This window comes from Rothia nasimurium (assembly GCF_042660305.1).
Lineage (GTDB): Bacteria > Actinomycetota > Actinomycetes > Actinomycetales > Micrococcaceae > Rothia > Rothia nasimurium.
This window is the reverse complement of record NZ_JBHSTW010000011.1, coordinates 193481-215699: the sequence shown is the minus strand read 5'-3', so window position 1 is coordinate 215699 and position 22219 is coordinate 193481. Positions and strand designations below refer to the sequence as shown.

Here is a 22219-nt window from a genome sequence, read left to right as displayed (position 1 = left end):
GAACGGGCCCCACCTCTAGTTGTATGAAAACTGGTTTAGGTGAGCTGACGCCAGGCGCTAGCGTTGCGCAGATTAGAACGAGCCATTGCTACAGCTTCACCGGCACCGCGATTGAGAGCAATCTTTGAAAGAGAGGTCGCAAAACCAATAATCTGTGAAGCCTCCACCTCGGGAGGCATGGAGAGTGCATTGGGGTCGGTAATGACCTCAACGAGGGACGGTCCCTGATGGGCTAGGGCATGAGAGAGCGCCTTTTCGAGTTTCTTGGGGTCGGTAACGCGTTCTGCTTCAAAGCCCATTGCGGTAGCGATAGCGGCGTAGTTGGTGTCGGGCACATCGACCCCGTAGTCCTCGAAGCCCTGAACTAACTGTTCGAGCTTAACCATGCCGAGGGTCGAGTTGTTGTAGACCACTACGGTCAGGGGCAGATTATACATACGGACGGTCAGCAGGTCACCCAAGAGCATGGAGAGCCCACCATCACCCGATACAGAAATCACCTGGCGGTCAGGGGCAGCAACCTGAGCACCAATGGCATGGGGGAGGGCGTTGGCCATGGAGCCGTGCAAGAAGGAGCCGAGCAGTTCACGCTTGCCGTTGGGGGTGATGTAGCGGGCTGTCCATACATTGCACATGCCGGTATCTGCTGTGAAAATAGCATCATCAGCGGCCAGCTCATCGAGTAGAGCTGTGACGTACTCGGGATGAATGGGTCCCTTCTTTGAGGGCTTCTTGGTGTAGGCGCCCACGACCTTGGTCATAATTTTTTCGTTTTTCTTCAGCAGCTGCTCAAGGAAGGACCGGTCTTTCTTGCGCTTAATGAGGGGCAGTACCGCGCGAAGTGTAGCTGCTACATCGGCCTCAACCAGTAGGCTCACATTGGTGCGACGCCCCAGTACCTGGGCGGAACGATCAATCTGGATAGTGTCTGTATCGGGTAGGAACTGATCGTAGGGAAAATCGGTGCCGAGCAGGAGCATCAGGTCTGCGTCTTTAAGGCCCTCAGCAGCCTCACCGTAGCCCAGAAGCCCGGTCATGCCCACATCGAAGGGGTTGTCGTACTGGATGTACATTTTGCCTCGCATGGAGTGACCCACCGGCGCGGCGGCGGCATCGGCCAGGGCAACCAGCTCATCGTGGGCTCCCTTAGCCCCGATACCTGCAAAGATAGCGACCTTGTCTGCGGCATTGATGCGGTCGGCGATGTCGTGGACGGTTGCCTGGTCCGGGGTCATGGTGCCGCGGCGCATATCGCCCCAAGCAGGTACGTAGTCCACGGCGTCCTCGGCAGCAATATCACCGGGAATTGAGACAACAGCAACGCCGCGGTTGGCAACCGCGTGACGCATGGCAGAGTTCATGATGCGCAGAGTCTGAGCGGGGTTAATGGCCATCTCTGAGTAGCTGGAGCACTCGGCAAAGAGGCGGTCAGGGTGGGTTTCTTGGAAGTAGCTGGTGCCGATTTGTGCTGAGGGGATGTGGGAGGCGATGGCGAGGACAGGCGCGCCAGAGTGGTGCGCGTCGTAGAGACCGTTAATGAGATGGGTGTTGCCGGGGCCGCAGGACCCTGCACAGACGGCGAGTTTACCGGTAACCTGTGCTTCTGCGGCTGCGGCAAAAGCCGCGACCTCTTCGTGGCGTACATGAATCCAGTCGATGCCGCCCTTAGCAGAGCCGCCGCTGGCACGGACTGCATCAACGATGGGGTTGAGGGAGTCTCCCACCACGCCGTAGATGCGCTCTACGCCGGCGTCTATGAGTTGCTGGATGAGTTGATCAGCGAGTTTCACGGGGCAACCTTTCAATAATCTGTACCCTTAATTTTCTACAGTATACTCCTATCGATCTTGCTTTTGTTTATTCTTGAACTATCTATGTGGTCATGCGCCCCTGAGTGCTAGTTCACAAGAGAGGCGCACAAAGGGCGGGCTTCCCGTAGAGGGAAACCCGCCCTTTGCGTGCTCGGACGCTGGGAGCGTCCTTCGCTCGGTAGCCTTAGAAGTTACCCAGCATCTTGGTGACGTCCAGGGCCTCGTCGAGCTGAGCCTCGGTGACTTCACCGCGCTCAACATAACCCAGGGCGATGACGGCCTCGCGCACGGTGGTCTTGTTGGCCACCGAGTACTTAGCAATCTTGGCTGCTGCCTCATAGCCGATCAGCTTGTTCATGGGGGTGACGGTTGAGGGGGAGGCTTCAGCCAGGAAGCGGGCCCGCTCCACGTTGGCTTCCAGGCCGTCAATCATCTTGTCTGCCATGACGCGGGAGGTGTTGGCCAGCAGACGGATGGACTGTAGCAGGTTGGCAGCCATGACGGGGATACCCACGTTTAGCTCGAAGGCACCGTTGGTGGAAGACAGCGCGATGGTGGTGTCGTTACCAATCACCTGGGCACAGACCATAATGGCTGCCTCACAAATCACGGGGTTGACCTTGCCGGGCATAATCGATGAGCCGGGCTGCAAATCGGGGATGTGCAGCTCGCCCAGGCCGGTGTTGGGCCCTGATCCCATCCAGCGAATATCGTTGTTGATCTTCATGAAGGAGTAGGCGATATTACGCAGCTGGCCGGAGGCCTCAATCAGGCCGTCACGGTTGGCCTGGGCTTCAAAGTGGTTGCGGGCTTCAGTTAGGGGCAGGCCGGTTTCTTCAGCCAGCAGTTCAATGACGCGGGCAGAGAAGCCATCGGGGGTGTTGATGCCGGTGCCCACAGCGGTGCCGCCCAGGGGGACCTCAGCGACGCGGGGGAGGGAAGCGTGGATGCGCTCAACCCCGTAGCGGACCTGGGCAGCGTAACCGGAGAACTCCTGGCCCAGGGTCACAGGGGTGGCATCCATCAGGTGGGTGCGGCCGGACTTAACGACGTCCTTGAACTCTACAGCCTTACGCTCCAGGGACTCAGCCAGGTATTCCAGGGCCGGGACCAGGTCCTTGAGCAGGGCCTCGGTAGCGGCCACATGCACGGAGGTGGGGAATACGTCGTTGGAAGACTGGGAAGCGTTGACGTGATCGTTGGGGTGGACCTCGACGTCCTGGCCCTCCAGAGCCTGGTTGGCCAGGGTCGCCAGCACCTCGTTGGTGTTCATGTTGGAGGAGGTACCGGAGCCGGTTTGGAAGACGTCGATGGGGAAGTGCTCATCGTAGTCACCGGCAGCTACCTTATCCGCAGCATCGCGGATAGCGGCGGCGCGGGTGGCGTCAAGAACACCCAGCTCTTCGTTGGCGCTTGCTGCTGCCTTCTTAATGAGGGCCAGGGCGCGGATGTGGGCAGACTCCAGTGTCTGGCCAGAGATGGGGAAGTTTTCAACGGCACGCTGGGTCTGGGCGCGGTAGAGGGCATCTACGGGTACGCGGACCTCACCCATGGTGTCGTGTTCAATGCGGTATTCAGTGTTTTCAGCCATACTGCCTAGTCTAATACGCCGCCGTGACGGCTGTCGCACTGGCCGTAAAAATGACGCGGTAGCAGACTATGTCCTTGGGAAGAAGTACCGCCCGGCTGAAGACTTTAGATAGTAATCAGCGGTGAGGAGGAGTAGACCAGGTCGGCCTTGCCGTCGGCTAGGTGGTAGAAGACGCCAATGACGGCCAGGGATCCATCTTCGATACCTTCACGGATAATCCCGGACTGCTCGGCAATACGGGCAGCGGTCTGACGGGTATGCTCAATCACCATATCGTTGATGGTGGCCCCCTCGGGCAACTCCGGGGAAATCACCGACGGCAAAATACCCTCCACAAGGTTGCGGATAAAGCCACCGGGCATTTCACCCTCCACCAGGGCCTTGTGGGTGGCGGTAATAGCACCACAGGAGTCATGACCCAGCACCATAATCAGCGGGGTCTTGAGCTCCCCGCTGGCGTATTCCAGGGAGCCGAGGACGGCGTCGTCCAGTACCTGCCCGGCGGTACGCACCACGAAGGCGTCGCCCAGGCCCAGGTCAAAAATAATTTCAGCTGCTAGGCGGGAATCACCACACCCAAAAATTGCGGCAAAAGGGTACTGGCCGGCTACCAGCTCGGCGCGGCGGGCGGCGTCCTGATGGGGGTGGGAGCGGTTGCCCTCGACAAAACGGGCATTGCCCTCAACAAGTCGCTCCCAGGCCTGGACGGGGGTTTCGATGGCGGTCACGGCAGGCGTCCTTTCGCAGCGGTTTAGCTTTAACCTAGCAACCTGCCCGGCCGATGGTGTGTGTAAGGCGAATTACATTTTACGGCAGGACGCCGGCGGGCGGCTTACTGAATTCCGCTTGAGGGAGTAGGAGAAGCCGTGGAAGTAGGAGCCTTCATGTAGGCAACAGTAGCCTCAGCCAGGGCCTGGAACTCGGCTGCCTCAGCTTCGCCCTTGAGGATGACGGTGGTGCCGTCCACCTCACCGATGTAGAAGGTGGTGATTTTGTCTTTATCGTCAGCATCGACGAGGGAACGCACGTCCCAGTCCACGCCACCAGCTTGCACCGTAGCTTCGGGTACAGCCTGCCCTACCGTCTGGGCAATCCAGGTGGGGTTGGTGTCCTGCGCCTGAATCAGTTCAATAAAGTCGTTGGAGGGGGTCACCTGTCCGGTGGACCAGTAGTTGATGCCGTCTGCCTGGCCGGTAACCCAGCGGGCGTAGTTGTAGTGCCAGCCTTCCTGCTCAGCGGCGGCAACGGGGTAGCCAGCCTGGTTGCTTGCTTCATAAGCGATGACCGGCAGGTCAACGGTGGGCCGGTAGGGGTTCTTGTTGGGCTGCGGCATCAGCCAGATCACCGGTAGCAGTAGCAGCACCATGACAATCATCGAAATTACCATGTTGCGGGCGGGCGCATTGATACGGGCAGCCTGCTTTTCGGTAATTTGCGGGATGACCTGCTCGGTGGTGTCCGGGGCCTGGTTTTCAGGGGCGGACGCCTGGGGCAGGGGCTGGTTGCTGGGGTTAGTCGATGAAGTCACGCCTTCTATTCTGGTCTATAAGAGGCGCACTGTGCCACTTGCGGGCGGTAATGAGCGGCGTCATCTGTGTCAAGTAGGGGCTGACCGGCCCGTAATAGGGGGCACAAGCGAGTAGGCTAGAAGGTGGAGGCTGAGCGACCGATAGTAGGGAGCCAGCTGGCACAGTTAGAAGCTACTCGAAGGTGAGTCATGTCAAACGTAAACAACGAAGATCGTAACCTAGCGCTGGAACTGGTGCGTGCTACCGAGGCTGCCGCTATTGCCTCCGGCCCGCTGGTGGGCGCAGGTGACAAGAATATGGCAGACGGTGCCGCGGTAGATGCTATGCGTGCCCGCCTCAAAACCGTGCACTTCAACGGCACCGTTGTGATTGGCGAGGGAGAGAAGGACGAGGCTCCCATGCTCTTCAACGGTGAGCAGGTGGGCGATGGTTCAGGAGCCAAGTTCGACGTAGCTGTTGACCCGATTGACGGTACCCGTCTGACTGCCCTGGGTATGGATAACGCTCTCTCTGTTATCGCGGTAGCTGAAGGTGGCACCATGTTTGACCCCTCGGCTGTCTTCTACATGGAGAAGCTGGTCACCGGCCCCGAAGCCGCCGACATGGTAGACCTGCGCCTACCGGTTAAGCAGAACCTGCACCTGGTTGCTAAGGCCAAGGGCACCAGCATCAGCCAGCTCACCGTTTGTGTGCTGGACCGCCCCCGTCACGCTAAGCTGGTTGAAGAAATCCGTGCCATCGGTGCTCGTACCCGCATGATTCTTGACGGCGACGTTGCGGGCGCTATCGCTGCTTGCCGTGAGGGCACCGGTGTGGATCTCATGATGGGAACCGGTGGCACTCCCGAGGGTATCGTGGCTGCCTGCGCTATCAAGGCCACCGGCGGCATTATTCAGGGTCGTCTGGCCCCCGTTGATGACGCCGAACGCCAGAAAGCCCTGGATGCTGGCCACGACCTGGATGCGGTACTGACCACCGATGAGCTGGTCACCACCGATAACTGCTTTTTTGCCGCAACCGGTATCACCGACGGCAAGCTCTTGCGCGGTGTGCGCTACGGCCGTGACACCGTCACCACCCAGTCCCTGGTCATGCGTTCCAAGTCAGGCACCGTGCGCCTGATTGAGGCCGAGCATAAGCTCTCCCGCTACTCAGCCATGATTGCCGGAACCATGAACAAGTAGGTTCCTAGAGTAGATTTAGAGTCGAATACCAGAAGATTGAGCAGGTGTTCCCGAAAGCCGACTGGCTGGGGCTGGCATGAATTGGGCGAGCGCCCAGCGCGAGCCCAAGAAGGTTAGTCGGCGAAGGGAACACCTGCTCAATCTTTTATTTACCGATTTTCGCGCGAACCTGCCCGGCAGCGTCCTTAGCCTTGGGCAGTAGGGTGTCGGTGGCGAACTTCTTGCCCGATGCAAGGGCTTCACGGCCTGCGCGGATGCCCTGGTAGGCCTTGTAGCCGGGGGTGGAGACGGGCAGGTCCCAGGTTCCGGGGTAGGCAATGGAAGTGCCGCCGAAGGACTTCTTAAACTGGGTGAAACCGGCCCACTCGTGCTCCGGGTCATCGGTCGGGGCGATACCGAAAAGGTCGAGCTGCTGTAGGCCTTGCTCCTTAGCATCGAGCATGATGTAAGAGAGCAGGGGGGTGCCAACTTTCAGTTTGCGGTGCTCAAAGGAGGTGGCAGTATGAGCGTAGATACGGGTGTCATCGGAGTCATAGTTGAGGGAAGCGCCGATGGGTTCACCGTCTACCTTGGCGATGAAGAGAGTAGCGGCACCGGCAGGCATGAGTACCTCTGCGACCTTGGCTAGGTAGTCGTCTTGCTGGCGGTTGAAGCCGAGTCGGGTAGCGGTCTCGTCCAGGTATTTGAGCAGGATTTTGATATCTGCGGGGTCCTGGGACTTTTCGAAGGTTACGCCCTTCTTATGAATGTTGCGGTGCAGGTTGCGGTTTGATGATGACATGCCTTTGATGAGGTCGTCTTCACTCTGGGTGAGGTCGATCATCTGGGTATGGGCAGGCTGAATCTGGCGCGGGGAGAGTTTGAAGCCGCGTGCTGCGAGGAAGGCCTCACCGCTCTGGTTGCCCCAAATATCTGACTGGGTGGGTTCTACACGAACGAACCAGCACTTGTTTTCTGAGGCTACTCGTTTAAGGTCTGCAATGGCCTCGTCGAAGGCGGCGGAGTTGTTGGCCTCTGGGCCGTAGGGGGTGTAGAGATAGCGGCCGGTTTTGCCGCCTTCCAGAATTGCTAGGTAGTGCCAGCCGTCACCCTGGCCTCTGAAAACTTTGTGGCCATTTGCCTCTTGAAACTGGGCCCAGATATCTGATTGCAGAATGTTTGTCATGGGAACCAGCTTACCGCTTTGCTGCTGGCCGTGGGGTTAGGGGACGGAGCAGGTGCCGTTCTCGCTGAGTTCTGAGGTGAGTTGTGCGCGGTAGGCGGCGGTTTCGATGACGTCGAGGCCTGAGGGGGCGGACGCTGCTGGGCTGGTGCTTGCGGCAGCGGCAGTGGCGGCGGTGGGTTGGATGCCTGAGGCTGAGTCTGCGATGACCTGCTGGACTGCGGTGTGGAGCTGGTCGAAGTCGGGGTAGGTGGGGAAGAGGGTGTCGAAGTAGGGTGGGCCTGCTGCGAACTGGATGAGGTCGTAGTTCTTGGATTTGAGGGCAACGTCCCCAAGGGCTGCGAGGCCGCTTTGGGGGATGTTGGTTTCGATGACTTGTTCGCCGGCGGCGGTGATGTCTGCGAATTTGGTGAGTACGTTGGCGGGGTCGAGTTGTTTGAGCATGGCTGCCTGTACGCAGCGCTGGCGGGCCTGACGGTCGTAGTCGGAGGCCCCTTCGCGGGAGCGGGCGTACCAGAGAGCATGGAAGCCGTCGAGGTGCTGTACACCGGGTTCGATGTAGCCGTCGATGGGGTTGGGTAGGCCGGTGATTTCGTTGGTTCCACCGCCGATGGGAACGTAGCCTCCTACGTCGATGGTGATGCCGCCCAGGGCGTCGATGAGCTGCTCAAAGCCTGACATGTCGATGAGGATGTAGTTCTCGACGGTGATACCGAGGACGCCGGAGACAGCATCCATGGTGGCTTCTGCTCCAGGGTCGTCTGCTTCTGGGTAGAGGTCAGCGTAGTCGGCGGTGACGGTGGGGTAGAGGGCGTTGAGGATGCACTCGTCGCCGCAGTTGAAGCCCTCGGGGTAAACCTCCCAGAGGGGGGAGCCGTCTTCGAAGATGGCATTTTGCAGGTTACGGGGTACCGAGATAGTAATCGCCTGGCCGGTCTGAGCGTCGATGGAGACCACGGTCATGGAGTCGGGGCGGCGGCCTACACGGTCGGCGCCGGCGTCCCCGCCCATGAGCAGGATGTTATAGCGGCCGCCCTGCTCCTTGATGGGGGTGCCACCTGCAAAGATACTGCCGAGTGCTCCGCGCCCTACCCAGGTGATGTAGGCGGCGTATCCCAGCCCACCGCCGGTGAGGGCGATGCAGGCGACCAGGGCGAGGGTTATCAGGGGTTTGGAGCGGCCTTCGAGCAGGCCCGGTCGAATGGCGCGCAGGGTTGCTAGGAAGAGGTAGACCCAGCCGATAGCTAGACCTACCAGGGCCGCTGCTACAAGTAGCAGCACCCAGGTGTTGGTGACCAGGGAAAGCACTAGGGTGCGGCGGAGCGTCCAGAGCAGTAGGAGGGCCAGTACAAGGCCCCAGACGGTAAAGGTAACCTTCAGTGCTCGACGGCCCAGGGTTTTTTGCCCGGTGAGTAGCTGGGCAGAGCCGGGGAGGAAGAGGGTGAGCAGGAGCAGGAGCCAGGCCCGGCGGGTACGGACGGAGGCCGACGCCGCTTCGGGGTGCCGCAGCGGGTCGGTGTAGGTGGGGTCTACCAGGTGCTGGCCTCGCCCCCTGATACCCGTGATCGGGGCTGCGGAGCGTGGGCGCTTGCGCTCACCGGACATGTGTTTGCCTCCCTGGTGTGGTGGGGCCTGAAAAATAACCGAGTGTGGTTGAGTAGCTTGAAATCTACTCAACCACACTACTGAAAGAAGCTGGGTGCTCCCGGGGTGGTCTTCCTGAACTTGCCGAAGGGGCAGGCCGGAGTGCCCGGTATCGGGTTAGGGAGCGTAGGGGGTCTTCTGCTGGCCGTCTTGCTCGTCGTTGTGGGCCGGGGCTGGTGCCGCCTGGGTGGGGCGGGGTGCGGCGTCCTCATCGAGTTCTGCCTTGTGCTCTTCGACTTTGGCGCGCAGGGCTGCGCCCTTGTCCATGGCGGTCTGGCGCAGTGAGGCGGCGAAGTCTACGAGGTCGGCCCGTACCTGGCGGGCGAAGCCGTCGCTGCCTGAGCCCAGCATACGCAGGGCTAGCAGGCCGGCGTTGCGGGCGCCGTTGATGGAGACGGTTGCGACGGGCACACCGGCAGGCATCTGCACGATGGACAGGAGGGAATCCATACCGTCGAGGGACTTGAGCTTGACCGGCACACCGATGACGGGCAGAGGGGTAACCGAGGCCAGCATGCCGGGCAGGTGGGCTGCGCCGCCGGCACCGGCAATGATGACGCGGATGCCGCGGTCTGCTGCTTCACGCCCGTAGGCAATCATGTCTTCGGGCATACGGTGGGCTGAGACCACGTCTGCCTCGTAGGGGATGCCGAATTCTTCGAGGACTTCAGCGGCTGCTTCCATGACCGGCCAGTCTGAGTCTGAGCCCATCACGATGCCGACAATGGGGTTATTGGAGTCGTAGGGGGAGGTCATCTTGCTCCTTGAAGGTAGGGGTGATGCGGACGCCCGCCCCACCTGGGTAGGGCCGGGCTGGGCCTGCGGAGTTAGGGGGTGGATGGGCCGTCGGTGAGCAGGGAGGCTGCTGCGGTAGCCTGCTGGCGGAGGACGGGGAGCTCGTCCGCGCGGCCGGTCATATTGATGTGCCCAATCTTGCGGCCGGGCTTGACTGCCTTGCCGTAGTAGTGGACCTTGGCGGCCGGGTAGTCCTCCATGAGCTGCGGGTAGACGCCGAAGATATCGTCGTTGGTGCCGCCCAAGAAGTTCTTCATCAGGGCGACCTCGCCCTTGATATCGGTGCTACCCAGCGGGTAGTTAGCAACGGCCCGCAGGTGCTGTTCGAACTGGCTGGTGACTGAGCCGTCCTGGGTCCAGTGGCCGGAGTTGTGGGGGCGCATGGCGAACTCGTTAATGAGGAAGCCCGCCTCAGAGCCGGGAACTTCAAAGAGTTCAGCGGCCATGACGCCGGTGACACCCAATTCGGTTGCAACCTTAAGGGCGGCTGACTGGGCAGCTTCTGCTACCTCGGGGGAGATGCCGGGGGCCGGGGCAATAACCTCGTCACACACCGAGTTCACCTGAATGGACTCAGCTACAGGCCAGGCCTTAACCTGGCCAGAATCACGGCGGGCTACCAGGGCAGAAAGCTCGCGGGTAAAAGGAACCTTTTCCTCTACCAGGAGCGCTGAAAAATCGGTGCGGGCCGGCAGCTGCTCAAACCAGGGCGCTGACTTCTCGCGGGCGTCCTGCTCATCATCGAGCACCATCACGCCCTTACCGTCATAGCCACCCCGCGGGGTCTTCAGAACAACAGGCCAACCACCCTCATTACCGAAGGTGAGGAGTTCGTCCAGGGTGCGTACTTCGGCCCAGCGGGGGTTGGGCAGGCCCAGGCGGTCAACGGCTTTGCGCATCTCAATCTTGTCCTGGGCGTGGACCAGGGCAGCGGGGCGGGGCTGAACATTGACGCCCTCATCCATCAGCCGCTGCAGAAAATCGGTGGGAACATGCTCATGATCGAAGGTGAGCACATCAACCTCGCGGGCAAAAGCTGCCAGCGTATCGTAATCGTGGTAGTCACCTACCGGAGCGAAAGGCACCGCCCGGCGGGCGCAGACGTCCTCACTCTCAGCTAGAATACGAAGGTCGAAGCCAAGCTCGGTAGCGGCGGGCGCCATCATGCGCGCCAGCTGACCGCCACCCACAACACCAATTTTTGGTCCAGTCATAGGGTAAGTCACATTCACTAGGCTACCTGGGTGGACGGTGCTTGTAAAAGCCCCAGCTACATGCTGAACAGGCACCGCCATGCCGGGCTATCTCCCAGGTAATGCTCCGCTATCTGTGAGCAAAACACTACCCCGGTAAGCGGGCTGGCAGCAGGGCTGCGCCTGTACTATGTGAACAGAATAAGACCTGCTCCCCAGTTCAGTCGGTGCGTCAAGACGTTCCCTGTCGAACTTATACCAGTTCCCGCCGGGAGGGGCCCGCACCATACGACGAGGGAGAGAAACGATGAGCGCACTCAAACAGCGTTTAGAGACCCTGTGGCACAGTCACGGCCGGGAGGTAGCCCAGTTCCTGAGCGTTGGTGGCCTGGCCTTCATCATTAACTCGGTGATTTATTGGACGCTGATGCATTCCATCTTGTCCGACGGGCACGCCAAGGCTAAGGTCGTAGCCGGTATTGTCGCCATCATCTTCTCCTGGGTAGCAAACCGCCTGTGGACCTTCCGCGAAAAACGCACCGGTAACAAGGTACGCGAGGCCATTGAATTCGGCATCGTCAACGCCATCGGCATCGGCATCGAGGCATCCTGTGTGCTCTTTAGCCTCTACGTACTGGATCTGACCAGCCCCCGGGCGTCCTTTATCTCGGGTACCATCATTGGCACCATCTTGGGCACTATCGTGCGCTACTTCCTGTACAAGTTCTGGGTCTTCTCTCAGAGCAGGAGCCATAACGGCGATAAGACCTCCGAAGAAAAGCGGGCCGAGCTGATCGAAGAGGCCACCAAGATTATGACCGGCTCCCTGCCTATCGTTGAGAAGGCAGAGACCGGGCCCGTTCGTCGCCCAAAACTCGACTAAGACGCTCCTGCTCCCAGGTAACCTGCGGGTCAAGAATCAAAGCCGCGCGGCCTGAGGATATCACAGCTAGAGCTTGCTCTAGGGAGGCGGCATCGAAGCGCTCGCCCGCTACCTGGAGGGCAGCTACCTCACGGTCATACCCAGAAGACAGGGCTGAAACTTGGTGGGCCAGCCGTTCCATCAGCTGGGTATTGCTGGTCCCCTCCCAGGCTAGTCCTGCAGAGTCAGGTTCTGCCCACCCCATGTAAACATCGGGGCGGGACCTGACCTCAGCCGCGTAATCAATCGTTCCCGCAGGTAGCTGCCCCATAAAGCGCGGAGCTAGCGGTTCAGAGGCCACAGCCAGCAGGTACTCTTCCGCTGCACCTTCTAGCTCTGCGGTATCAAAGGCGGCGCGGACGTCCGCCCCCGCCTGCTGCTGCCAGGTGAGGGTGGCTCCCACCCGCAGACCAGCTGCCGCCAGAACTAGCGAACGCCAGTGCAGGCGCTGGGGGAGTGCTAACAGGGAGCCGGGCTCAACCTCGCACTCGTCCACCAAAAAGTTAGCGGTCTTTGCAACCCAGTTGTCAAAAACCCGGCCCGAAAGCTCAATCCGCTCACCGGGAGCCGAATACCAAAGCAGGGCAGGGGACTGGCGCTGAGCCAAAAGAGCCATGAACTGCGGAAAAGAAGAACCGACCTGGGAAAATGAAGCTGTCATGCTCCCTACTCTAAGGCACCGCCCGCCCCGCGGCCAGAGAGCCCCCGCCGCAGCAAATGCATATACCACAGAGAAACGCAAATTATTGTGAGAGAATCTCGTGTGAAGAAGATTTTTTTAATCCCAGCTTGACGAACGGGCCGTTACACGCGTGTAATTAGGTGCAGGGAAATTTTTTATTCTGTCCTCTGTTTGGGATATGAAAGGGAAGAATATGGGCCTCCACAGCCGCCTACCTCAGGGCGCTACAGGGCGCACGCCTGATGTGGCCCAGTACCACACTATGCACTCTGCCCAGTACTTAGAAGACCAGGCAACTGCCTTGCTCAATGCCGCTGCTCCTAAGAGCCGTGGCCGGGCTAGCTCACTCGCCAGTAGCTCAGCTGCCGATATGTTCTCCACCGACTCCGACGCCCTCTCCCTCTGGCAGCAGGCCGCCGGCATTTACAGCACCGACGGGGATGACGGGGAACTCTCCTGGCAGGCAGATGCCCTCTGCGCTCAGACCGACCCTGAGGCTTTCTTCCCTGAAAAGGGTGGATCAACCCGCGACGCCAAGCGAGTATGCAGCGAATGCCCCGTTCGCGAAGCTTGCCTAGAATACGCCATGGAAAACGACGAGCGCTTCGGCATCTGGGGCGGCCTGTCAGAGCGTGAACGCCGCCGCCTCCGCAAGCAAGCTATCTAAGAAAGAAGGGCTTGATTCATGGCAATCACCCGCCAGTGCTCACGCCAGACCTGCCAGCGTGAGGCTATTTTCACACTTACCTACGCCTATGCCCAATCAACTGCAGTGATTGGCCCCCTGTCTGTGCATCGGGAACCCCACGCCTATGATTTGTGCGACTTCCATGCCGACCGGCTGACCGCTCCCCAAGGTTGGGAGGTTGTGCGGCTGGATGCCCCCTCCCACAGCCCTGTAGCAGGGGAGGCAGAAGAGGTTCCCTACCCGCCTTTACAGTCGGTCTAAACTCCGCTGGGCAAAACCCGTTGGCCCTAGCCAGCGGGTTTTTTCTGGCCCTTATATCAAAAAACGCACCAATCCGATAAACTTTGACCAGCACACAACACACTCGCGCCCACAGTACGTGATATAAGGAAGATAAGTTCGTGGCCAATCCCAGCACAGCAAGCAACCGAGACACTTTCACCCGCCGGTCTTTTGTGACCGTCGGTGCCCTGGGCACTATGACCCTGGCAGCCTGCTCCAATCAGCAGACGGCTGCGGACAGTAGCCAGATGGGCAGTGCGAGTGCTACTGCCAGCCCTAGCCCCACCGTGAAATTCACCGGCACTGTAGAGATTTACCCCGCTCTCGACGCGGTAGAAATCAACCCTATCGAAACGGTCAGCGTCACCACCGCTGACTCAACCCTCACCAAGGTCACCGTTACCACCGCCCAAGGGGAAGAACTAGCCGGTGAGCTGGCCGCAGACGGCAAGAGCTGGACATCGACCGACCGTATGCTCTTCCGGAGCGACTACACCGTAGCCTGGGAGGCCAAGGACGCCGCGGGCACCCTGGGGGTCGGCGAGAGCGCTTTCTCCACTGTCTCTGCTGCCTATGAGGTCGATGCCCTCATGAACTTCGACGAGGGTGCTAGCTACGGCATCGGTAAAATTATCCAGTTCAACTTCTCTGAGCCTGTCCTTAACAAGGCCGAGGTAGAAAAGCGCATCACCGTTAAAGGTGGTGGCGATCAGGCCGGTAAGTTCCGTTGGTACAGCGACTACATGGTGCGCTACCGCCCCGAGGACAAGTGGGCAACCAACTCTACCGTCACCGTCACCATCGACTTGTTCGGACTTGACGTGGGCAACGGCATGATTGGTAACCACACCACCACCCGTAGCTTCAAGACCTGGAACAAGCGCTACGCTTTTGTAGATAACAACACCAAGACCATTAAGATGTACGTCGATGATGTCATGGTACGCCAAGCCCCGGTAACCCTCGGTAACGCTGAATGGCCCTCAGTAGTAGGCCAGTTGGTGATTATGGAAAAGGCCGAGAGCTACTACTTCAACCCCGGCTCCCTTAACCTGGCCCCTGGCGACCCCAACTACTACGAACCCTTCTGGGCTTCCTGGACCTCCCGCCTGACCCTTGGCGGTGTCTTTGTACACCAGGCCCTGCCCTCAGCCTGGCCCTCAGTTGGCCGTGCAAACGTCTCACACGGCTGTATCGGTATGCTCCCCGATGATGCCCAGTTCTTCTACAGGACCTTTGACGTAGGCGATGTGGTCGAAACCGTAAACACCGGCTACCCCCAGGCCGGCCCCGATGACGGTTACGGGGACTGGAACATTCCCTTTGCCAACTACCACGACTCAACCTGGAAGGGGAACTGGTAAGAGTAGCGCCAGCCTGTACTAGGTAGAAAGCTCCCGCCCAGAGTAGCACCGCTTGCTACCCTGGGCGGGAGTTTTGAGTCTGGACCGCGTAGAATACACAGGCAGAGGCACCCTAGAGTAGAGACCGGGAGGAAGTCGCCATGGCCCAGCAAGCAGAACAGAAGCAGGAGTGGGAGAAACTCAGCCCCGCCGTGACCGCCCCCAAGGCCGATAGCCTACTGTCAGCCCGCAGGGCTGAGCGCGGTCTTCACACTCCCACTCCTACCTCAAGCAAAATCACCCAGGCCAGCCAGTCAGCAGCAGAGCCGGGGGCAGAGGCTGCTAGCGAACTAGCTCCCTGGACCGCCCCCCTGGCAGGAGTAGCAGACCCCGACAAGAGCGCCTCCGCTAGCCACAGCCCAGTCTCTACCGCCCTCCCAGCGCAGGAGCCGGCCGGGGCGGATACGCTGAGCCACAGCCTTGACCCTACACCGGCGGTAGAACGGGCCGAAGCCCGTGAACTTGCCGTAGACGACAAGCCCCGCCTGTTGGGCCTGCGCCGGGTTATTATCGCTCTGGCTGTTCCCGTCCTGACCATCGTGGTGGCTGTGCGTGCTGTAGCCAGCTCGGCCTTCCTCTGGCTCGAATACCACCGTCCCGGCTTCCCCGCTGACAGCTACGGCTTTGACACCCAAGAAAGACTGCGCCTGGGCTCCTACGGGCTGGACTATATCCTGAACCTGGCCCCCCGCACCTACCTGGCCGATATCACTACCGGCGGGGAAGCTGCCTTCTTAGCCAGCGAAGTCGAACATATGACCGACGTCAAACGGGTCATGCTCATCAGCATTACTTTCGCCCTTATCATGCTGGCCCTAGCCCTGCTCTCAGCTAGAACCCTGCGTCTGCGGGCCCCCGGCGTCCTGCGCTCATCCCTCTTCACCGGAGCCTGGCTGACCCTGGTGCTTACCATCGGGCTGGGCCTGGCAGGCCTGCTGGGCTGGGAGGCCTTCTTCACCATCTTCCACGAGGTCTTCTTCCCCCAGGGCAACTGGCAGTTCCGCATGAGCGATACCCTGATCCGTCTTTACCCGCCCCAGTTCTGGGTGGACGCCGCCGCCACCGCAGGCGCCCTCACCCTCTTGATGACGGCAGCCGTCCTCGCCATGACCTGGCCTACCCGCTACCGCAAGCAGCTAGCCCTCAAGCGCCGGGCAGAGCGTCAGGAGCTCAAAGAACTCCTGACCAAGTAAGCCCCTAAATCCAGGCGTCAAACCACATGCGTTCGCGCCACTCGGTGTAGGGGACGGTCTGGGCTGTCCAAATAGGCCAGTAGTAGATAGAGACTAACAGCGCGAAGACCACAAAGAGCCCTACCACCAGTAGCCCTGCCCGGCGGCGGCGTACGCTGTCGCCGGAGCGTCCTAGCGCCAGCCCCAAAATACCTGCCAGCATAAGAATCAGGTAGGGCTCGAAGGAGAGAGCGTAGAAGAAGAACATGGTGCGTTCGGGGTAGCCAAACCAGGGGAAGTAGCCCACCGCGAAGACCGCGAAAAGGGCCGCAAAACGCCAGTCGCGGCGCAGCAGCACAATGAGCAGGGACAGGGTTGCAACGATAATAAAGGACCACCAAATCAGCGGGTTGCCGATATTCAGCACCGCCTCAGAGCAGGAGTCAACCGTACAGCCGTTCACGCCCAGGTCAGGTGACTCATAGTAGTAGCTGGTGGGACGACCCAAAATCAGCCACTGCCAGGCCGGGGACTCGTAGGTGTGGGGGGAATCCAGCCCCGAATGGAAGGCATAGGCAGAGCGGTGGTACTCCCACAGCGAGCGCAGAGACTCCGGCAACCAGAGAACTCCTTCGCCGGGGTGCTCTGCTGCCCAGTTACGGTCGTAGGCGGAGTTTGAAAGGAACCAGCCGGTCCAAGTCACCAGGTAGGTGAGCAGGCCGGTCCCGATGAGGGCAAAGAAAGCGAGGACGCCGTCGCGCAGGAAGCCCGCGACATACCAGCGGCGGATGCCGGCAATACGGCGGGCATTGGCGTCCCAGAAGACCGTGAGCAGGCCGAAGATAGCGATGAAGAAGAGGGCGTTCCATTTAACGCCGACCGCCAGACCCGCACAGATGCCGGCGATGAACCGCCAGTAGCGGAAGCCCAGCCAGGGGCCATAGCGCATGAAGTCATCGGTAGGGGCGCCGTTGTGCTCGCGGGCGTGAGCTGCGATCCGGGCAGCGAGCTGGCGTCTACCCTGGTAACGGTCAAGCAGTAGGGCCACGAAGGTAGCCAGCAGCCAGAACATGAGGAAGATATCCAGCAGGGCAAAACGGGACTGCACAAAGTGCAGGCCGTCGATAGAAATCAGCAGACCGGCCAGGGTAGCAACCGTCACTGAGCGGAAGAGCAACCAACCAGCCAGCATGACCAGGCCCACCGATAGGGTTCCGGTGAGTGCTGCGGCAAAGCGCCAGCCGAAGGGGTTATCGTCCCCAAAAATTGCCATGCCGAAGGCAATCATCCACTTACCAACCGGCGGGTGGACCACATATTCGGCGGTTTCAAGGATGCCCGATGGGGCCCCGGCAACGAAGGTCTCGTTGGCTGTATCAGACCAGTTGCGCTCATACCCAAAGTGCAGCAGGGAGTAGGCGTCTTTAGCGTAGTAGGTTTCGTCAAAGACGATGGCGTTAGGGCTGGCCAGGTTTACAAAACGCATGAGCCCGGCCAGTACTAGTACAAGCAGGGGCGCCACCCAGCCGTAGCGGGGCAGCGGTACCGCTGTTACAGCTAGTCGCGCTCGGAGGGCTGACTCGGTGAAAGCGTCTTTGAGGGTCAGGACGGCAGAGGTTGGGTTAGATGTCACCCTAGATATGCTACCCGGGGCAGCAGAATCATGCGCGCGGACGCGTGGGGACCAGCTTCCTCTGGTCCTATCTAGTAGGGACCAGATTCCTCCCAAAATACTTCATGCCATGACCTACAATCGGTATTTTTCTGGTCCCTACGAGGGGGCGGGGCTCTAGTCGTGGGTGGTGAAGGTACCCTGTGGATATCTGTTTATTCGCTGTAATAACCTGACCGATAAAAAATCTTTTTTGGCGCAATACGTTGAGACTGGGAGAAACTTTATCCACAGAAAACATCAGTTCTAGAAATGTAGCTCATACACAACAGAATGCTGTCATGGATATTCTCGATAGCCTTCAAACCGTTTATACCTACAGGGAACTGCAGCAGCTGGGTATGAGCTCTAGCGTTATCGCTCGCCGGGTTAGACAACAGGAGCTGACTCGTCTCCTCCCTGGCGTTTATACAACCCAGTCAAATTTTCGTCAGCTTCCCCGCTATCAGCAGTACCCCTATTTTATTTCTGCTGTTTACAAGAAGAACCCTCAAACCATCTTTACCCACCAAACCGCTGCCTGGTTGCATGGCTTTGCCGTAGTAGATCAGAAGCTGGTAGATGTACAGTGCCACCCTAGTTCACGGGGGCGTGCTCAAGGTATTGCAAAGCACTATTCGTATACAGCTCTCGATACGACGTCATCGCACGGTTTATTTCACCTCACTACCCGCCTGCGGACTTTAGCTGACTGTTGCCGCTACCTGCATCCGTCCTCAGCGCTAGTTACGGTTGAGTCAGCGCTTTATCAGGGAGCATGCACCGTTGAGGAAGTCGCGGAATATTTGGGGCACCAGAGGGGGCGCGGAGTTCAGAAAATGCGGACGGTCGCCGGCCTCATGAGTTCTTCGAGCGAGAGTGCTGGTGAAAGCAAACTGAAATGGGTCTTACACATGAGCCCCTTACCCCTGCCAACCCAGCAGGTTGATGTCTGGGTTGATAACGAACACTTCCGGCTCGACTTTGCTTACGAAGATGAAATGATTGCCCTCGAATTTGATGGGCGGGTGAAATACCTTGATTCCCAGAGCCGCGATGAGGTTTTCTTCAATGAGGTGCGACGCGAGAAGCTGCTGAAAAACGCTGGGTGGGATGTGCTGCGCTATGACTGGTCTACCGTTGTGCACCAACCGCAGAGGATCGTTCGTGAAGTTCTTGCCACCATGCAACGGAAAAACGGGAGCAGCAGAATCACGGCGCTCAGGTAACAATGGACCAGAAAAGTAACGATTGTATGTGTGGTGGACAAGGACGTCGGGAGGATTCTGGTCCCTACTTGTAGGGGAACAAAAGTAGTAGGGTTTAACCCTATGGAATCCTCCCCTCACACCACGCCCGCTGCGCCGGCCGAAGGCGGCGCCCTCATCCTTGGCGGAACCCCCATCGGCAACCTAGCCGATGCCTCCCCGCGCCTGCGCGAGGCGCTCGCGTCCGCCGACGTCCTCGCCGTTGAAGACAGCCGTACCCTGCGTAAACTAGCCGCCGGGCTGGGCGTCACCACCCGGGGGCGGGTGCTGGTCAACCACGACCACAACGAGGCTGACCGCGCCGGCCAGATTGTTGAGGCTGTGGCAGCCGGGCAGACCGTGCTGCTCATGTCGGACGCCGGTATGCCAGCTGTCTCCGACCCCGGCTATGTCGCAGCCGCTGCCGTGGCCGATGCCGGTCTGGCCGTTACCGCCCTGCCGGGCCCCTCAGCCGTCGTCACCGCGATTGCTGTGTCCGGCCTGCCCTCGGGGCGTTTCACCTTTGAGGGCTTCCTCGCGCGCAAGGGCTCTGATCGCGCCCGGCGCCTGGCTGCGCTCGCTAGTGAAGAGCGCACCATGGTCTTCTACGAGTCCCCCCACCGGCTGGCCGCGACCCTGCACGATTTTGCCGAAGTCTTCGGGGCAGGGCGCCGCGCCGCTGTCTGCCGGGAACTGACCAAGTTGCACGAAGAGGTTGCCCGCGGCAGCCTGCAAGACCTCATTACCTGGGCCGAATCTAAGCAGATTAAGGGCGAAATCGCCATCGTGGTTGAGGGCGCCCCCGAACCCGAGGCAGAAGAGGCAGAGAACCTGACCGACCTCGTTCTGGAGCTTGTGGCCGGTGGCGTCCGCCTGAAAGCTGCCTGCGCCCAGGTCGCCGAGGCCCACGGGGTGTCTAAGCGTGACCTCTACCAGGCAACCCTGGCCGTCAAAGATTCAGAAAGCTAAACCTATGTGTACCGACCACACCCTGACCGATGCCGAACTCCGCGAGCTTGCAGAGCGCTTTGCCTCCTACCTGCCGAGTGAGGCCGAGCAGACCGCCACCATCTTTGAGACCCCCGAGTCGATTCTGGAGGGCGAAGTACCCCCGGCCTACCAGGCTGATCGCTACAACACCGCGGGCGAGCCCAGCGGGGAGGGTACCCGCCGCCGCGGCGAGAAGGGGGAGGACGGACGCCGCCGCAACCTGGTCTTCCCGCCCGCTCCCGCGCCCCTGCCCTACGCCATCGTCGATAACCACACCCACATGGACCTGCTCGACGGCGAGGTAGCCGTCACCGCCCGCGATGCCCTCGATACCGGCGAAGCCCTGGGCATCGGGGCGATTGTGCAGGTAGGCTGTGACGTTCCCAGTTCCCTCTACGCTGTGCGTGTAGCCCAGGCTGACCCCCGCGTGCTGGCCGCTGTGGCCCTGCACCCTAACGAAGCCCCCAAGCTGGCAGAAGCTGGCCAGCTAGAGGCAGCCCTGGCCGCTATCGATGCGCTGGCAGCTGACCCGCGCGTCCGTGCCCTGGGAGAGACCGGTCTGGATTACTTCCGTACCGGTGAAGAGGGCAAGGGGGCTCAGGAGGAATCCTTCCGCGCCCACATCCGCATGGCCAAGAAACACGGTAAGGCCGTGCAGATCCACGACCGGGACGCTCACGAGGACGTTGTACGCATCCTGCTGAGCGAAGGCGCACCCGAGACCGTCATCTTCCACTGCTACTCCGGCGGGCCTGACCTGGCTGAAATCTGTAACGAGCAGGGCTGGTACATGAGCTTTGCCGGCACCGTGACCTTCAAGAACTCGCACGGTATTCAGGAGTCCCTGAAGCTAGCCCACCGGGAGCTGATTCTGGCTGAGACCGACGCGCCCTTCCTGACCCCCCACCCCTTCCGGGGCCGTCCTAATGCCAGCTACATGACCAACTACACCGTCCGCTTTATGGCAGGCCACCTGGGCGCCGACCTTGAAGAGCTTTGCCGGGATATCCGCGCTAACTCCCTGGCAGCTTACGGGAGCTGGGGGATTGAGGGCTTCTAGCCGCTAGAGCCAGGTAGGCGACTGCCCACGCGACAGGCAGGGCATGGAGGAGAGCCAGGTGCTCGGGCCACTCGTTGCCGCCCCAGTCGTGCCCGCCAAACCAGACCGCAAAGGGCATGGCAAAGATGAGCACACCGGTGGCAGCTAGGTAGAGGTAGCCGGTGTGCGCGGTGCGCCAGCCGTAGAGGGTCGCAAAGACCAGGAAGGTGACGAGCCAGACCCAGTGGTGGGTCCAGGAGATGGGGGAGAGCAGCAGCCCCAGCGCCGCAACGCAGGAGGCCGTCCCCAGGTAGGCGCCACGGACGTCCTGCCCGGCGAGCCTGCGCACAGCCAGGTAAGTGAGCACCACCGACCCCAGGGCGGTGACGGCAAAGAGGACGCCGGTGAGCCAGGCGGGGAAGAGCATAGCCCAGGTGCCGAGCAGGTTATAGTTCAGCGCCCCAGTAATTGACCCCACGCGGGAGGACTCAAAGATTTTCTCGGTGAAGTATTCGCGGGCTACCTCGAAATCCACGGCAAAGCTCAGCAGGATAGACGCGAGGCCGGTACCCACGAAACGGGCCAGGGACTTCCAATCGCGGGTGGCGATGAAGAGCAGTCCGAAGATAGCCGGGGTGAGCTTGATGCAGGCGGTGAGAGCAATCAGCACCCCGTGCCAGCGGGTGTTCTTGAGGTAGATGACGTCGGTGAGAATCAGCAGTACCAAGAAGAGGTTGATCTGCCCCAGTTCCATATTGAAGCTGATGGGGAAGAACTTGAGCAGCAGGGGAGTGAGCCAGAGCCCGGCAGCTAGGGCAGGGCGCTTGCCTACCCCCATACCCCGGCAGGAGAGGTAGACCAGGGCGACCAGCGCGGCAATGTTGAGTAACAGGAATATAGGCCCTGCGGTATCTGCACTGGTGAGCAGTACAAAGGGGGTGAAAACGAGGGCCGCAAAGGGCGGGTAGGTGAACCCGTAGATTTCTTCGGGCGGCAGGGCCCAGTTGTAGAGCTGGCCGGTTTCTAGCCAATGGGCAACCCCGCCGTAGTAGACCTGTAAGTCGAAGAATTCCCGAGCTACCATTTTTTCGTCCCAGAGGAAGGGATAGGCGCTGATGAGGGTCAGCACCAGGGCAGTGATTAGGGCTGGTGTGCTGGTGAGTGCTCGGGTAAGGGCGGCGATGGGCGGACGCTGGTGGGCGGTAGGTGCTACAGGCATGGGGTTCCCGGGGTT

20 protein-coding genes are annotated in these 22219 nt (G+C 60.3%); 9 read left to right on the top strand and 11 right to left on the bottom strand.

Annotated elements, in window-relative coordinates:
* Positions 1-35: 35 nt before the first annotated feature.
* The 4 genes from ACFP6B_RS05645 to ACFP6B_RS05630 form a co-directional block, all read right to left on the bottom strand.
* Positions 36-1790 carry a pyruvate dehydrogenase gene (locus ACFP6B_RS05645; RefSeq protein WP_377127928.1) on the bottom strand — a complete coding sequence of 585 codons (1755 nt, stop codon included), beginning with the start codon at positions 1788-1790 and terminating at the stop codon, positions 36-38.
* A gap of 205 nt (positions 1791-1995) precedes the next feature.
* Positions 1996-3402, bottom strand: coding sequence for a class II fumarate hydratase (locus tag ACFP6B_RS05640; protein WP_237187209.1), 1407 nt, complete (start codon positions 3400-3402; stop codon positions 1996-1998).
* 104 nt (positions 3403-3506) lie between these two features.
* Entirely contained in the window at positions 3507-4130 is a 624-nt protein-coding gene (locus tag ACFP6B_RS05635) for a carbonic anhydrase (RefSeq protein ID WP_377127924.1), read from the bottom strand.
* A gap of 104 nt (positions 4131-4234) precedes the next feature.
* The gene (locus ACFP6B_RS05630) at positions 4235-4930 is read right to left on the bottom strand and encodes a DUF4245 domain-containing protein (RefSeq protein WP_377127921.1); all 696 of its coding nucleotides are present in this window, start codon (positions 4928-4930) and stop codon (positions 4235-4237) included.
* Between the two features lie 189 nt (positions 4931-5119).
* Here ACFP6B_RS05630 and glpX point away from each other — a divergent pair, with 189 nt between their 5' ends.
* The gene (gene glpX / locus ACFP6B_RS05625; protein WP_377127918.1) at positions 5120-6115 is read left to right on the top strand and encodes a class II fructose-bisphosphatase; all 996 of its coding nucleotides are present in this window, start codon (positions 5120-5122) and stop codon (positions 6113-6115) included.
* A gap of 145 nt (positions 6116-6260) precedes the next feature.
* On the opposite strand, the gene ACFP6B_RS05620 is transcribed toward glpX, so the two are convergent.
* The 4 genes from ACFP6B_RS05620 to ACFP6B_RS05605 all read right to left on the bottom strand — a co-directional run bounded on the left by ACFP6B_RS05620 (position 6261) and on the right by ACFP6B_RS05605 (position 10930).
* Positions 6261-7280 carry a lipid II:glycine glycyltransferase FemX gene (locus tag ACFP6B_RS05620; protein WP_377127916.1) on the bottom strand — a complete coding sequence of 340 codons (1020 nt, stop codon included), beginning with the start codon at positions 7278-7280 and terminating at the stop codon, positions 6261-6263.
* Between the two features lie 36 nt (positions 7281-7316).
* Entirely contained in the window at positions 7317-8882 is a 1566-nt protein-coding gene (locus ACFP6B_RS05615) for an LCP family protein (protein ID WP_377127913.1), read from the bottom strand.
* Positions 8883-9038: 156 nt separating this feature from the next.
* Positions 9039-9677 carry a 5-(carboxyamino)imidazole ribonucleotide mutase gene (purE, locus tag ACFP6B_RS05610; RefSeq protein ID WP_237222353.1) on the bottom strand — a complete coding sequence of 213 codons (639 nt, stop codon included), beginning with the start codon at positions 9675-9677 and terminating at the stop codon, positions 9039-9041.
* A 71-nt stretch (positions 9678-9748) separates the two neighbouring features.
* Positions 9749-10930 (bottom strand): 5-(carboxyamino)imidazole ribonucleotide synthase, encoded by a 1182-nt coding sequence (locus ACFP6B_RS05605; RefSeq protein ID WP_377127910.1) that lies wholly within the window; start codon positions 10928-10930, stop codon positions 9749-9751.
* A gap of 286 nt (positions 10931-11216) precedes the next feature.
* Between ACFP6B_RS05605 and ACFP6B_RS05600 the strand changes: the two genes are divergently transcribed.
* Positions 11217-11792, top strand: a complete 576-nt coding sequence (locus ACFP6B_RS05600; RefSeq protein ID WP_377127907.1) for a GtrA family protein — start codon at positions 11217-11219, stop codon at positions 11790-11792.
* On the opposite strand, the gene ACFP6B_RS05595 is transcribed toward ACFP6B_RS05600, so the two are convergent.
* A complete protein-coding gene (locus ACFP6B_RS05595) occupies positions 11740-12492 on the bottom strand; it encodes a TIGR03089 family protein (RefSeq protein ID WP_377127904.1) in 753 nt (250 codons plus the stop codon). The genes ACFP6B_RS05600 and ACFP6B_RS05595 overlap by 53 nt on opposite strands.
* Before the next feature lie 214 nt (positions 12493-12706).
* On the opposite strand from ACFP6B_RS05595, the gene ACFP6B_RS05590 reads away from it, so the two are divergent.
* The 4 genes from ACFP6B_RS05590 to ACFP6B_RS05575 all read left to right on the top strand — a co-directional run bounded on the left by ACFP6B_RS05590 (position 12707) and on the right by ACFP6B_RS05575 (position 16079).
* Entirely contained in the window at positions 12707-13180 is a 474-nt protein-coding gene (locus ACFP6B_RS05590; RefSeq protein ID WP_377127901.1) for a WhiB family transcriptional regulator, read from the top strand.
* Between the two features lie 18 nt (positions 13181-13198).
* Positions 13199-13462 carry a DUF3499 domain-containing protein gene (locus ACFP6B_RS05585; RefSeq protein ID WP_377127898.1) on the top strand — a complete coding sequence of 88 codons (264 nt, stop codon included), beginning with the start codon at positions 13199-13201 and terminating at the stop codon, positions 13460-13462.
* Between the two features lie 140 nt (positions 13463-13602).
* The gene (locus tag ACFP6B_RS05580) at positions 13603-14847 is read left to right on the top strand and encodes a L,D-transpeptidase (protein ID WP_377127895.1); all 1245 of its coding nucleotides are present in this window, start codon (positions 13603-13605) and stop codon (positions 14845-14847) included.
* 140 nt (positions 14848-14987) lie between these two features.
* Positions 14988-16079: a TIGR01906 family membrane protein gene (locus tag ACFP6B_RS05575; protein WP_377127892.1), complete on the top strand. Its 1092-nt coding sequence runs from the start codon at positions 14988-14990 to the stop codon at positions 16077-16079.
* A 4-nt stretch (positions 16080-16083) separates the two neighbouring features.
* Here ACFP6B_RS05575 and ACFP6B_RS05570 read toward each other — a convergent pair whose 3' ends face one another.
* Positions 16084-17691, bottom strand: a complete 1608-nt coding sequence (locus tag ACFP6B_RS05570) for a dolichyl-phosphate-mannose--protein mannosyltransferase (RefSeq protein ID WP_377127889.1) — start codon at positions 17689-17691, stop codon at positions 16084-16086.
* A gap of 320 nt (positions 17692-18011) precedes the next feature.
* On the opposite strand from ACFP6B_RS05570, the gene ACFP6B_RS05565 reads away from it, so the two are divergent.
* The 3 genes from ACFP6B_RS05565 (at position 18012) to ACFP6B_RS05555 (ending at position 21006) form a co-directional block, all read left to right on the top strand.
* Entirely contained in the window at positions 18012-18938 is a 927-nt protein-coding gene (locus tag ACFP6B_RS05565; protein ID WP_377127886.1) for a DUF559 domain-containing protein, read from the top strand.
* Positions 18939-19040: 102 nt separating this feature from the next.
* Positions 19041-19925 carry a 16S rRNA (cytidine(1402)-2'-O)-methyltransferase gene (gene rsmI / locus ACFP6B_RS05560; RefSeq protein WP_377127883.1) on the top strand — a complete coding sequence of 295 codons (885 nt, stop codon included), beginning with the start codon at positions 19041-19043 and terminating at the stop codon, positions 19923-19925.
* 4 nt (positions 19926-19929) lie between these two features.
* Positions 19930-21006, top strand: coding sequence for a TatD family hydrolase (locus tag ACFP6B_RS05555; protein ID WP_377127880.1), 1077 nt, complete (start codon positions 19930-19932; stop codon positions 21004-21006).
* Here the strand turns inward: ACFP6B_RS05555 and ACFP6B_RS05550 are convergent.
* Positions 20960-22204, bottom strand: coding sequence for a glycosyltransferase 87 family protein (locus ACFP6B_RS05550; RefSeq protein ID WP_377127877.1), 1245 nt, complete (start codon positions 22202-22204; stop codon positions 20960-20962). The two genes, ACFP6B_RS05555 and ACFP6B_RS05550, sit on opposite strands and share 47 nt — an antisense overlap.
* Positions 22205-22219: the final 15 nt, after the last annotated feature.